This window comes from Dapis brunnea BLCC-M229 (genome assembly GCF_050015995.1).
Taxonomy (GTDB): domain Bacteria; phylum Cyanobacteriota; class Cyanobacteriia; order Cyanobacteriales; family Microcoleaceae; genus Trichodesmium.
Genome location: NZ_JBNHEP010000047.1, coordinates 35287 through 47938, shown reverse-complemented (window position 1 = coordinate 47938; position 12652 = coordinate 35287). Strand labels below are relative to the sequence as shown.

The window sequence follows — 12652 nt, the reverse complement described above, 5'->3', positions numbered from 1 at the left end:
AAATTCTTTTGTTCTGAGGCGATCGCCCTATTCAGGAATTAAGCCTCAGAACAATGCCAGAAATATTTTCATCTTGTGAAGCTCCTACAAACTATATGGTTGTTTTTTTCTAATTAAATCTTTTCATCCATCGCTCCTCAGTAGAAAACCAGAAACATGTTCATTCTCTGAAGCTCCTGAAAAAAATCGGCGCGTCAAATGATTTTTGGTTGCATCCTCACAAAAATTCTGATATCATAAAAACTATCTGGAGTTGTTCGCCCATACGCATGACTTTTTATTCAACTAAATTCTTTTGTTCTGAGGCGATCGCCCTATTCAGGAATTAAGCCTCAGAACAATCTTAATTAATCAAATCTACTTCAGCAAACCCTAAATACTAACTACTTATTGAATTAAATTAGTGGTAATTCCAAAGGTATTTGTCCTAATAAACCCTTGCGAAAATCATCCAAAATTCGTCTAGAAGTACGCTCAATATCTCCTTGATGAATCCGATCTGCTACCTCGTGTAAATAACTTTCACCTGTATAATTATTAACTTTTAATCCATAACGAGATTCCAAACAAGAGGCAGAAACAAAACCATTACTATCAGCCTCTAGAAACATTAATAAATCAATCAAATTTGCAGCTATTAATTGATTATCATAAGCAGCATCCCCAATATCCTCACAAATAGCCAACTTAATCGCATCTTCTGGATTTTTAATCCTACTAGGAATTACACCAGGAGCATCTAACAATTCAATCTCATCAGAAATGCGTACCCATCTTAATTGCTTAGTCACACCAGCACGCCTCGCACTCTCAACAACCTTCCTCTTCAACAGTCTATTAATTAGAGCAGATTTACCAACATTAGGAAAACCAATTACAACAGCACGCACAGGCCGAGGTAACATCCCGCGATCGCGCCTTCTTTGATTAACAGCACGACCAGCTTCCCGTGCTGCCTTGGCCACACCCTTCACCCCATCACCCAACTTAGCATTAGTAAAATAAGGCACTTGTCCCTGAGCTTCAAACCATTCCTGCCACATCTTCATCACATCTGAGGAAATCATATCCATGCGATTCAATACCAATACTCGCCCCTTATTACCCACCCACTCAGACACCTGGGGATGATTAGTAGTCAGCGGGATACGAGCATCTCTAACTTCCAGAACCACATCAACCCGTTTCAGTTGTTCCTTAAGATTTCGTTCGGCCTTCGCAATATGGCCCGGATACCATTGTATAGTCATTTCAGTTATCAGTTATCGGTTATCGGTTATCGGTTATCAGTACCTCTCTCTGCCTAAAGTCAGAGGTTTGAAATATTGAACTTGATTTTTTGGTAGTCCTGCATGGTAATGGTGAGGATATATATTTTTTAATTTCTCCCCATCTCCCCATCTCCCTATCTCCCCATCTCCCCACACTCCCGTTGCTTCCTTTACCATTACTATGCACCACCACCGATTTTTTTTCATCCCCTTGAAAGGGGAGACTATTGACCTTATTTTTTGGTCAAATAAATTTAGCTGAATCGCCGAGAAGCCTCACGCCATAATATGCAGATTTGGTGTGAGATGAATCGGCAGCAAATTGAATGGGTTCAATGCCGATTCAATTTGCCAATATCCCAGCAGAAACTTTTTCCCTGGTTGAAAAACTTGTATTATTATCTTGCTATAACCACGGAAATTTTCCACCATGCGCACTGCCTACCAATATAAATTAAGGCCCAACTAATATCAAATAGCCACAATTCTATTGTGGTTCGAATTGTTGCGTCGGCAGTACAACTATAGGTTAGGCGAGCGGTTCTCGTGGTGGGAAGAAAATCGCTGTCCGGTTAATGCTTGCCCCTTGGTGATGCCAATTCCTCAACTAAGAGATAATCCAAACTATTACTCTCAAAAACGAGATTTTGTCAATACCAAAGACAAGTTTCCTGACTACAAGCTAATTCATTCTCAGGTGTTACAAGATTGCATAAAACGGGTAAAAGTTGCCTTTGATAGATGGTTTAAAGCAGACAAAAATGGACATAAATTAGGGGAACCAAGGTTTAAGGGAAAAGGACGTTATCGCAGTTTTACTTATCCTCAAATAAAACTTGACTGCATTGAAGACAATCAAATTAATTTGCCTAAAATAGGAAAGGTAAAGTTAATTCAGCATCGTCCAATACCAGAAGGGTTTATAATTAAAACGGTGACGATTAGTCGTAAAGCTGATGGTTATTATGTGACTTTTTAGAGAAAATCAAACTATTGTGGTTGAGGATTTAGCAGTAAAAAACATGGTTAAAAATCACAAATTAGCTAGGGCAATAAGTGATGCTAATTGGGGAGAAATAGTCAGGCAATTAGATTATAAAGCTAAATGGTATGGACGGGAATTAATCAAGGTTGACCGATACTTTCCTAGTTCTAAGCGTTGTTCTAATTGTGGTCATGTAGTGGAAAGATTGCCTCTAAGTATCAGAGAGTGGGATTGTCCAGAATGCGGTATTCACCATGACCGGGATATCAATGCTTCAATCAACATTTTGCGGATGGGAACCCGCGTCGGCGATAGACGCAAGGGAACGCCCACCAAGAAGGCTGCGGGACTCGCAGTGTCAGCGCCAGTCGCTCATGGGGGAGACCCCCAAGACCGCGCTGGCAAGTCTTTAGGAGCGACCGTAAGACCTGAAGGGAGTAAATCCCGGAAGGCGGGTGCTATGTTAGCGCAGCTCCTCTGCAAGAGGCAACAGAAAGACCCTAGCAGTAATGTTAGGGAATCCCGCGCTGTCTCGTAGAGCAGCGTCGGGAGGATGTCAAATTTGCATTATTTCAGATGTAGCATCTTACTTGTAATTTAGGGAAATCTTTGATGCAAATTACCAATACGATTCATTTCCGAAATCTAAAAGGAGATATTTTTGGTGGCTTGACTGCTGCAGTCGTGGCCTTACCCATGGCACTAGCTTTCGGAATTGCTTCTGGAGCAGGTGCTGCTGCGGGGTTGTGGGGAGCAATTTTAGTCGGATTTTTTGCCGCTTTATTTGGTGGCACTCCTAGTCTGATATCTGAACCCACTGGACCAATGACGGTCATTGTCACCGCTGTTATCGCCGAATTAATGGCCGTAAATCCCGAAAGTGGTCTAGCAATGGCCTTTACCGTCGTGATGATGGCGGGTATCTTTCAAATCCTATTTGGACTCCTGCGATTGGGGAAGTATATTACGATGCTTCCATATAACGTCATTTCTGGTTTTATGACAGGAATTGGCGTGATTTTGATTTTTTTGCAAATTGCGCCGTTTATCGGTCAAGAAACCCCCTCTGGTGGAGTAATTGGCGTGATAAAGGCTTTCCCTAATTTGATTGCCAATATTAATCCATTGGAAACTTTGTTAGGATTAATTACTCTAGGAATTTTGTTCTTTTGTCCCGCCAAATTAAAAAAGTTAGTCCCTCCCCAACTAATAGCTTTAGTAATTGGTACGGCAATTTCTTTAATTTTCTTTGGAAACATTGAAATTCGGACGATTGCTACAATTGGAGAAATTACCCCCGGTTTGCCACAACTGCAAATGCCTACATTTACCGCTGAAAATTTACGGTTAATGTTTGTGAATGCCATGGTTTTGGGTATGGTGGGTTCTATTGATTGTCTATTAACTTGTTTGGTGTCAGATAGTTTGACCAGAACTGAACATAAATCGAATAAGGAATTAATCAGTCAAGGGGTGGCTAATTTAATTACAGGTTTATGTGGTGGAATTGCTGGTTCTGGAGCCACAACAGCAACTGTAGTTAGTATCCAAGCGGGGGGACGCACCGCTTTAGCTGGCATTAGTCGCGCTTTAGCACTGTTAATTGTCGTGTTATGGGCAGCACCTTTAACTTCCGGAATTCCTCTAGCTGTATTAGCAGGAATTGTCTTAAAGGTGGGAATTGATATTATTGATTGGGGTTTCCTCAAACGGGTTCACAAAATTTCTTGGAAGGCTGCCGGAATTGTTTATAGTGTGGTGCTCCTCACGGTATTTGTGGATTTAATGGTGGCGGTTGCGGTGGGAGTTTTTATCGCGAATATTTTAACCATTGAACGTCTTGAAGAAATGCAATCTCAGTCTGTAAAAGCTATTACTGACGCGGACGATAAAATCGTAATGACTGACGAAGAAAAGCAAATTTTGGAATTGGCAAATGGCCGAGTTTTGCTGTTTCATTTGAGCGGGCCAATGATTTTTGGAGTAGCCAAAGCGATTTCCAGAGAACATAGTGCCATTAGTAATTATGATGTATTGATTGTAGATTTGAGTGAAGTCCCAATTCTGGGGGTAACTTCTTCTTTGGCGATTGAAAATGCCATTCAAGAGGCGATAGATGCTGGACGAGATATAATTATGGTTGGAGCAACTGGAAAGGTCAAACGTCGGTTAGAAAATCTGGGAATTGCTGGCTTAATTGCAGAAAATTACTGGATGGGCGATCGCCTGACTGCACTTAAGGAAGGTTTACAAATAGTGAAGCAAAAACAAAGCTCTAGCTGTCAACAACCCAGCGCTAATTCTCAAGGAATATAGCGTGGGCTTTTTTAAGCTCTAGTTGACCAGACTCAGGAATTAACTTTCCTACGTTTTGATCGTCATGGTACCTCTGGATGCGTCGCTAGTCCGTAGCTCTACCGTTAGTCATTAAACATTTATAGAGGGTTAAGAAAGTGTGGCTAACCATCCAAGCGATTAAAACATTGTCGAAGCGAACTTTACCCTAGCAATAGGAGAACACACCAATTATGCGTGTATTTGTACTTAACAAAAACCGACAACCTTTAGACCCCTGTAAGCCTGCCAGAGCTAGAATTTTACTCTCAACTGGCCGGGCTAAAGTCCTACGTCGATACCCTTTCACAATCATTTTGACTGAGGAGGTAACTGAAGCAGTCACTCACAACTATCAACTAAAAATAGACCCAGGAGCAAAAATAACTGGTTTAGCAATTGTTCAAAGTAACAGAGTAATCTGGGGAGCTGAACTCACTCACAGAGGGTTTCAAATACGAGATAGTTTAACCAAACGCAGAACTATAAGACGTTCCCGCAGAAATCGCCAAACTCGTTATCTTGACATCCTCTCCGGCCTAAAGGCGCGGAGATTCCTACCGAACCGAAGCTCCTCGGCGGGTTGACGTCTCACAGGCTGCTGCTACTTTTGCAGTAGTCTTACGCTTGCCTCCACGTCCGTTTTTTGTCTCGGACTGCCCGCCCGCGACTAATATATTTATTGCTGCATTCTCGTCTCTATCATGTTTTGCACCACAGTTTAGGCACTCCCATTCTCGCACCTTCAGGTCTAGCTTCCCACCTTTAAAGCCACAATTTGAGCAAATTTGAGACGTTGGCTCCCAACGACTAATTACTCTAAAATCACGACCATATTTTTCTGCTTTTCCTTCTAAGAATGTCCGGAATTGTCTCCAACCTAAATCAGAAATTGCTCTGGATAGTTTACGGTTTTTAACCATTCCAGAAACGTTTAAATCTTCTAAAACAACTGTTTGGTTTTCACGAATTATTTCAGTAGATAATTTATGTAGAAAATCTGTCCTTGTATCTTTCAATTTGGCATGGAACTTAGCCACTCTAACCCTGGCTTTTTCATACCTTTTAGATCCTTTAGTTTTATGAGATAATGACTTACTTAACTTTATATACTTCTTAATTCGTTTCTTAAGTGGTTTAGGAGCATAAACCTTTGTACCATCACTAAATGTAGCAAAGGTTTTAATGCCTAAATCTATGCCTACTGAATTATCAGTTTTAGGTAAGATTTCTGGTTGTATTTCTACTACAAAACTTAAGAAGTATCTATGGGCTGAATCTTTGATTACTGTTACTGATGATGGAGCAGTAGGTAATTCTCTTGACCATACAACTTTCAGCTTTCCAATTTTGGCTAAATAAACTTTGTATTGACCAACTTTAAATCCTCCCTTTGTAAACCTCGCAGTTTGCTTTGACTTTCTACTTTTAAATTTAGGAGGTTTAACAGGTTTACCTTTTCTCTTACCTTTGGTTGACTTAAAAAAGTTTTGATAAGCTTGGTTTAAATCATTTAAAGATTGCTGCAATGGTATATTAGAAACTTCCGATAACCACTCTCTATCTTCAGTCTTTTTGGCTTGAGTAATAAAAAGCTTTTGTAGTTCTGAATTAGTGGGCTTATTTTCTCCCGATTTATACTTCTGTTGGCAACAAGCTAGACTATCATTCCAAACAACACGAACACAGCCAAATAGCTTGGCTAATCGGTATTTTTGTCCCGGCGTTGGATATATACGGTACTTAAATCTAGCTTTCATGACTTGAACTTCAAACTAGCAAAATTATAATATATTTATTGAAAAAAAATCAACCCGCAATAATAAAGTCGCCCTAGAAGGGCGAGGCTTGAGACCCATTTTTTCGGTCAGCCAAGATTCCTGAATAGAAAAAAGTCGAAAGGGTGGCTACCCCCTAGTTTAATGTCAAGAGTACAAAATATCTTGACATGGGTTAAGAAGCTAACTAGATTCTGTCCAATTACAGGTATATCTCAAGAGTTAGTTAAGTTCGACACCCAGAAATTAGAAAACCCCGAAATTTCAGGTGTTGAGTATCAGCAAGGTACACTTTTTGGTTACGAAATTCGGGAATATCTACTCGAAAAATGGCATCATCAATGTGCTTATTGTGGTGTGACGGATACCCAGTTAGAAATAGAGCATATTCAGCCATTATCTAAAGGTGGCTCTGATAGAGTTTCTAATTTAGCTATTGCCTGTCAAAGCTGCAATCAGGCTAAGTCTAATCAAGAAATTGAACAGTTCTTATCTGGAAAGCCCAATGTTCTCAAACGGATTTTATCTCAAGCTAAGAAACCACTCGCTGATGCAGCAGCCGTAAATGCAACTCGGTGGAAGTTGTACAACGAATTAAAGTTAACTGGACTACCTGTAGAAGTGGGTAGTGGTGGGTTAACAAAATTTAATAGGTGTAGTCAAAATCTGCCTAAGACTCATTGGTTAGATGCAGCTTGTGTAGGTACTTCTACTCCCGATCTGCTAATTATCAAGGAAGTGAAAAAACCTTTAATTGTCACCGCCACAGGACATGGCTCACGCCAGATGTGTCGTACAGACAAGCATGGATTTCCAGTTCGTTATGTCCCCAGGTTCAAGTTTATTAAAGGATATCAAACAGGGGATATCGTCAAAGCTATTGTGACTAAAGGTAAGAAACAAGGTGTCTATGTAGGGAGAGTTGCTGTACGCACTACAGGCAGTTTCAACATCAAAACCAAGAATGGTTTAGTACAAGGAATTAGCCACAAATATTGTCAACCTATTCACAAAAAGGATGGCTACGCTTATGTTTAATCGATTGGATATTTTAGGGGAATTGCCCTATTCCGAAAAAGAATAGACTTTTTGCAGAAGTAGGCAACAGGGAAGAAAATTTCTGAAAAAAGACACAAAAAATGATCCATAACTGTAATTTCCTCTCCTATTTTTAATGTAGAAGCATCCGTCGCTTTTGATTGTTAGCTGTCCTTTTTGGCTTGCATTTTAGTCTACCCCTGACTGCGATCGTGTTGGCCATTACTTATGGCTGGGTGATATTACGCTGAATATTTGCCTGGAAGTTGAGATTGTTCTTTGTTTTTTTGGGGGGTTAGGGTGGCAAGAAGAAAGGTAAAGAATGGAACAGAGAAAAACAATTTGTCAAATTTTTAGCTATTAGCAGACCCGCTAGTTTTTGTTCACAAAACGGATACCAGGAAGCTAATCTCTAAAAAAATCCTAAATCATGACCTTTTCTATGTTTGCCAAATCCCAAATTCCCCTACACCCCAAAACCCTAATCTAAGGCACTACCAAAATTGGACAAGGAGACAAATTAATTATCCGGTTACTGACACTATCAGTAGCTCCTTCCTCACTCAAACCAGTACCTCGGCAGCCAATCACAATTAAATCAGCTTCAATCTCATCTGCCACATCACAAATAGTAAAAGCCGGATGGCCTTCCCTTTGGATCGTTTCAGCTTCAATACCCTGCTCGGCAAATAGAGCCTTAGCTTCCTCTAAAAGTTGGGTAACTGTTTGCTCAGAAGTCATTTCTGGGTGGAAAGCTTCCTGGCCTTCTGAAACTACTTCTCGCACTGAAATTACTACGAGGCGAGCTTGATATGTCTTGACAATGTTAATCACTTTTTCCGCAGCTTCGCGAGCTTCTCGGCTACGGTCTACAGGAAATAGAACTGTTTTAAACATAGAAGTATATTTGGGGCACGGACTCCGATAATATGTTTATCGTGAACGAATTGGGTAATCTAATTTATCCATTAATGGGCCATACCCCCATTAATGGACATTGATAAAACAAATACTTAGGAGATTAATCCTGTGACAAAAAAAACTGTAGCAAATTTATCGGCATCTGACTTATCTGGTAAAAAGGTACTCATGCGGGCAGACTTTAATGTGCCTGTTGACAATGGTAGTATTACAGATGATACTAGGATTCGGGCAGCTCTTCCTACAATTCAAGATTTAATTGGCAAAGGTGCAAAAGTTATCTTGACTAGCCATTTTGGACGTCCGAAGGGAAAAGTCAATGAGGATATGCGTCTGACTCTTGTGGGAGAAAGACTCTCTGAAGTATTGGGTAAGGAAGTTAAAAAGTGTGACGACTGTGTTGGTGAGGCAGTAACTTCTACTGTGGCAGCGATGCAAAATGGTGATGTAGTTTTGCTGGAGAATGTTCGCTTCTACCCTGGAGAGGAAGGAAATGACCCAGAGTTTGCCAAGCAACTTGCTTCTGTGGCAGATGTATATGTGAATGATGCTTTTGGAACTGCTCACCGTGCTCATGCTTCGACTGAGGGTGTGACTAAATATTTGAGTCCTTCTGTGGGTGGTTATTTAATTGAAAAGGAACTAAAATTCCTCCAAGGAGCTATTGACAATCCTCAAAAACCTTTGGCTGCTATTATTGGTGGTTCTAAGGTTTCTAGTAAGATTGGTGTGATTGATGCTTTATTGGATAAGTGCGATAAGTTGCTCTTGGGTGGCGGTATGATTTTCACTTTCTACAAAGCTCGTGGTTTGAGTGTAGGTAAATCTTTGGTTGAAGACGATAAGTTGGAATTGGCAAAATCTCTAGAAGCTAAAGCAAAAGAGAAAGGTGTAGAGATGTTATTACCTACTGATGTGGTTGTAGCTGATAAGTTTGACCCAGAAGCGAATACTCAAACTGTTAGTGTTGAAGCTATTCCTGATGGTTGGATGGGTTTGGATATTGGTCCTGACTCGGCAAAGGTTTTCCAAGATGCTTTAGCTGACTGCAAAACTGTAATTTGGAACGGTCCGATGGGTGTGTTTGAAATGGAAAAATTTGCTAAGGGTACTGAGGCGATCGCCCGGACTCTTGCGGAGAAGCAGGATTCTATTACTATTATTGGTGGTGGTGACTCTGTTGCTGCGGTAGAGCAGTTGAATTTAGGTGAAAAAATGAGTCATATTTCTACTGGTGGTGGTGCTAGTTTGGAATTGTTAGAAGGTAAAGAGTTACCTGGTATTGTAGCTTTAGATGAAGCATAACTTGACTTAAGTAAGTTTTGGGTGCTTCTCTGTTTTGCTCGATCAATTCAATATAGAGAAGCACTCGATCTTGATAAATATGATGAAAGATATTAATTTTTGGCGTTGGTGAATCAAACTATGAATTAAGATATAGCAGTCGAAGCAAAAGTTAGGACGCATCAAAAGCCTAAAACCTAGACAAAGCAAGATTTTTCCTTCTGCCTCCCCCCTTTCAAAGCTATGCTTTATAAACATCTTTCTTAACATAAAACTTGACAAAAGAGAGAAGTTATGTATAAGTCCTTTGAAAGGCTTTTTTCTCACAAAAGACAAAAGTGTATTGAATTATATCAAACCCGTCTGATTGGACATAAAAAAATTCTCCAATCGTCATAACTACGCTCGTCAAAGTGATTCTCTCTCCTCCTGAATTCTGAATTCTGGCTCCTGACTCCTTTTGACTTAACCAATCTATGAGTGTTTAACCGGATTTGATATTAGATATTTTTTTGAGAAATGCAGACAAGATTCTTACTTCCCCCTCTTCCCCCTCTCCCCCCTCTTCCCCCTCTTCCCCTATCCCCACCCTCCCACAGGGTTTCAGGAGTTCCTTATCAGGGATAGCTTTCACGCGGGGGTTAGGGGGGATGCCTTCTGCTTTTTGCTATAAGTATTCAACCGAACATGATATTAGGCAAAACCTAGGCCATTAATCTCATTGCGAGGATAGGAAGCAATCTCAAAGCCTGACGTCTCCTTAAAATGCGTAATATCATGTCCGCTGGTATCGTTTGTGTAAAAGCTAGGGTGAATATCTACAGGAAATTTAAGTTTTTTCCAGCTTTTAAACCTTTTTTTCTTCTTCTTTCTTCCTTCTTCCTTCTTCCTTCTTCCTTCTTCCTTCTTCCTTACCTTACAATACCGATGCTACCGGACATGATATAAGTCCTGAAAGAGATAGATTTCTTGCAGGAGTAGGCAACAGGCAATAGCTCCAGAAGGTAACAAGCAAGAGATTTTTAGAGAGACTAGTTGATTTTATGGAGATATCTACTACATAATTATACTTTAATACCACCAAATACGGTTTAGATACCCCCTTTGAAAATTGATAGCTTCAAGCTGGAAAACCTTCCTGCCTCGTATCTTCTGCTTTTTCTTGAAGACAATATGTGTATGAAACCGGATTTGGTAGAAGAGTTATCCTAGAGACTTTTATAAAGATTTAATAAAGAGGAAGTAGAAAATTGGTGAAGATTCGATAAAGATATGAGGAAAAACAGATTTTCCTCTTGCAGTCTCCTAGAAAAATAGAATAGGATGATGACATCAAGCAAAACAAATCTTATGGAGTTCTCTCAAATTATGTTAAAAAATACTTTATCTGTTGCTGCTGCTACTATCGCTGTTATTGCTTCTGTCTCTCTACCTGCTGCAGCAGTACCAACTTGTTCTCCAGCGGCTGCTGCTGCGAGCCTTTGCACCCCTGACCCTGAGCCTGAGAAAGTACCTGAGCCGACTACTATACTGGGTCTATTATCCGTTGGCGGTGTTATGGCTGCGAAGAAGATGGTAGATTCCTACAAGGCTTCAAAGTAATATACTGTTTCGACTTTCTACAGTTAAAGACTTTGCCAAAAAAAATCATACGTTCTGAATTTTAGATATTGGCAAGGTCTTTATTACATCAGAGTTATTACTAAAACTATCCCAGGTTTTTCGTCAAAAAAATTCCTACTTTATACTTGTTTTCATTACTTTAACTTCTGCTTTTAAGCAAAAAATCTCTGTATCCTAAGATTAATGAAAACTGGTATAAGATAATCAGCTTCATCAGCAAGGAAACTTCTTCTTTACTAAAGTTCCCGAAAAACATATAGGACTTACGCGTTACAAGGTATTTTCGTAATTGCGACTGATATGGAAGGAGTCTCAAACCTATTTTTTCGTATCTCATGCGTAAGTTCTGACATATTCACTGCAATAGAACAATTATTAAGCTATGTCTGAAACTATTTTATCATTAAGTGCTGCATTACCGGATGCAGTAGAATTTAAAGCTATTTACGATCAAGGAAACAGTTTCTTCAACATCGAGATTCTTGACGATCCGATCTTAGGTGGCGTGCGAGATGGATGGTGTATTGATACTGATAGAGATATTGACCCTAGTTTTGACTTGCCAGACTTAGGCATAAATACAGACGGACCGACATATAGTGCCAAGGTCTTTTCCACCTATGAAGAACTGCCGTCAGAACTAATCGGCCCAGGATTCATCGAACACCCTGAAAATTTCAACAAAGTTAACTACATTATTAATCAGGACTGGGCAGGTACAGATTTAGGAGACTTGGGTCAAGTCACATTTGCTGATATTCAGCGGGCAATCTGGGAGCTGTTAGATGATGAGCAATCTAATCAATTTCTTACAAATAGTCAGGGGAATTTATGGAGTCAGGACCGCGTTGATGCAATTCTAGCAGATGCTAACACCCCGGAGGCAGATGCTTTTGTGCCTGAATTTGGGCAAAAAATGGCCGTAATTTTGGCACCAGATCAAATTGATGATGGTGTACTCAATCCCGATGCTCAAATAGTCATTTCTGAAGTTGAGCTTTCCAAGCTAGGGGACTTTGTATTTGAAGACAATAATGCAAACGGTATTCAAGACAATGGTGAAGAAGGAATTGCCGGAGCTACAGTAAATTTACTGGCTGATGTTGATGGTGATGGTGTTATTGAAGATGGTGAAATAGTAGACACCACTACCACCGATCATAACGGTCATTATGAATTTACTGTTATTGCTGGCGATTACAAAGTCCAGTTTGAAACTCCTGATGATTTTGACATGGCTAGTCCAGCAAATCAAGGCAGTGATGATGCCAAAAATTCTGATGGTCCTATTTCTGATGTAGTGACTCTCGAACCTGGTGAATATGACCCCACAATTGATGCAGGTTTCTTCAAGAAAGCCAGCATCGGTGACACAATATTCCTAGATGAAAATGGAAATGGTACTCCAGATGATGGTG

At 40.1% G+C, this 12652-nt stretch carries 10 protein-coding genes and 3 pseudogenes; 8 read left to right on the top strand and 5 right to left on the bottom strand.

All coding sequences use genetic code 11. From position 1 onward, the window contains the following. Positions 1–395 precede the first annotated feature (395 nt). Together ylqF and ACP6PM_RS04655 are read right to left on the bottom strand one after the other, a co-directional pair. Entirely contained in the window at positions 396–1250 is an 855-nt protein-coding gene (gene ylqF / locus ACP6PM_RS04660) for a ribosome biogenesis GTPase YlqF (RefSeq protein WP_426582289.1), read from the bottom strand. A gap of 36 nt (positions 1251–1286) precedes the next feature. Further along, the gene (locus ACP6PM_RS04655) at positions 1287–1448 is read right to left on the bottom strand and encodes a hypothetical protein (protein ID WP_426582287.1); all 162 of its coding nucleotides are present in this window, start codon (positions 1446–1448) and stop codon (positions 1287–1289) included. A 313-nt stretch (positions 1449–1761) separates the two neighbouring features. Between ACP6PM_RS04655 and ACP6PM_RS04650 the strand changes: the two genes are divergently transcribed. The 4 genes and pseudogenes from ACP6PM_RS04650 to ACP6PM_RS04635 all read left to right on the top strand — a co-directional run bounded on the left by ACP6PM_RS04650 (position 1762) and on the right by ACP6PM_RS04635 (position 5177). Continuing rightward, complete coding sequence (locus ACP6PM_RS04650; RefSeq protein ID WP_426582285.1) at positions 1762–2250, top strand: RNA-guided endonuclease InsQ/TnpB family protein; 489 nt, start codon at positions 1762–1764, stop codon at positions 2248–2250. Beyond that, positions 2243–2794 (top strand): annotated as a pseudogene (locus tag ACP6PM_RS04645) (RNA-guided endonuclease TnpB family protein); the annotation flags it as partial. The gene ACP6PM_RS04650 and the pseudogene ACP6PM_RS04645, both read left to right, overlap by 8 nt. 74 nt (positions 2795–2868) lie before the next feature. Next, complete coding sequence (bicA, locus tag ACP6PM_RS04640) at positions 2869–4572, top strand: bicarbonate transporter BicA (protein WP_426582283.1); 1704 nt, start codon at positions 2869–2871, stop codon at positions 4570–4572. Positions 4573–4784: 212 nt separating this feature from the next. Then, positions 4785–5177, top strand: a complete 393-nt coding sequence (locus tag ACP6PM_RS04635; protein ID WP_426582281.1) for an RRXRR domain-containing protein — start codon at positions 4785–4787, stop codon at positions 5175–5177. Here ACP6PM_RS04635 and ACP6PM_RS04630 read toward each other — a convergent pair. Continuing rightward, positions 5148–6350, bottom strand: a complete 1203-nt coding sequence (locus tag ACP6PM_RS04630) for an RNA-guided endonuclease InsQ/TnpB family protein (RefSeq protein WP_426582279.1) — start codon at positions 6348–6350, stop codon at positions 5148–5150. The genes ACP6PM_RS04635 and ACP6PM_RS04630 overlap by 30 nt on opposite strands. Positions 6351–6428: 78 nt before the next feature. Here ACP6PM_RS04630 and iscB point away from each other — a divergent pair. Continuing rightward, a pseudogene (gene iscB / locus ACP6PM_RS04625) lies at positions 6429–7406 on the top strand (RNA-guided endonuclease IscB); the annotation flags it as partial. A 486-nt stretch (positions 7407–7892) separates the two neighbouring features. Here iscB and ACP6PM_RS04620 read toward each other — a convergent pair. Continuing rightward, positions 7893–8303, bottom strand: a complete 411-nt coding sequence (locus ACP6PM_RS04620; protein ID WP_426582278.1) for a universal stress protein — start codon at positions 8301–8303, stop codon at positions 7893–7895. A 132-nt stretch (positions 8304–8435) separates the two neighbouring features. On the opposite strand from ACP6PM_RS04620, the gene ACP6PM_RS04615 reads away from it, so the two are divergent. Then, positions 8436–9632, top strand: a complete 1197-nt coding sequence (locus ACP6PM_RS04615) for a phosphoglycerate kinase (protein ID WP_426582276.1) — start codon at positions 8436–8438, stop codon at positions 9630–9632. Positions 9633–10972: 1340 nt separating this feature from the next. Here ACP6PM_RS04615 and ACP6PM_RS04610 read toward each other — a convergent pair. Continuing rightward, complete coding sequence (locus ACP6PM_RS04610) at positions 10973–11098, bottom strand: hypothetical protein (RefSeq protein ID WP_426582446.1); 126 nt, start codon at positions 11096–11098, stop codon at positions 10973–10975. Positions 11099–11123: 25 nt separating this feature from the next. Between ACP6PM_RS04610 and ACP6PM_RS04605 the strand changes: the two are divergent. Beyond that, a pseudogene (locus ACP6PM_RS04605) lies at positions 11124–11213 on the top strand (PEP-CTERM sorting domain-containing protein); the annotation flags it as partial. 403 nt (positions 11214–11616) lie between these two features. Beyond that, a partial coding sequence (locus ACP6PM_RS04600; protein WP_426582275.1) for an SdrD B-like domain-containing protein occupies positions 11617–12652 on the top strand: 1036 nt, incomplete at its 3' end.

Coding starts and splice junctions, on each gene's coding strand:
- ylqF (WP_426582289.1), bottom strand. CDS start 1,250: ATGACTATACAATGGTATCCGGGCCATATTGCGAAGGCCGAACGAAAT.
- ACP6PM_RS04655 (WP_426582287.1), bottom strand. CDS start 1,448: ATGGTAAAGGAAGCAACGGGAGTGTGGGGAGATGGGGAGATAGGGAGA.
- bicA (WP_426582283.1), top strand. CDS start 2,869: ATGCAAATTACCAATACGATTCATTTCCGAAATCTAAAAGGAGATATT.
- ACP6PM_RS04635 (WP_426582281.1), top strand. CDS start 4,785: ATGCGTGTATTTGTACTTAACAAAAACCGACAACCTTTAGACCCCTGT.
- ACP6PM_RS04630 (WP_426582279.1), bottom strand. CDS start 6,350: ATGAAAGCTAGATTTAAGTACCGTATATATCCAACGCCGGGACAAAAA.
- ACP6PM_RS04620 (WP_426582278.1), bottom strand. CDS start 8,303: ATGTTTAAAACAGTTCTATTTCCTGTAGACCGTAGCCGAGAAGCTCGC.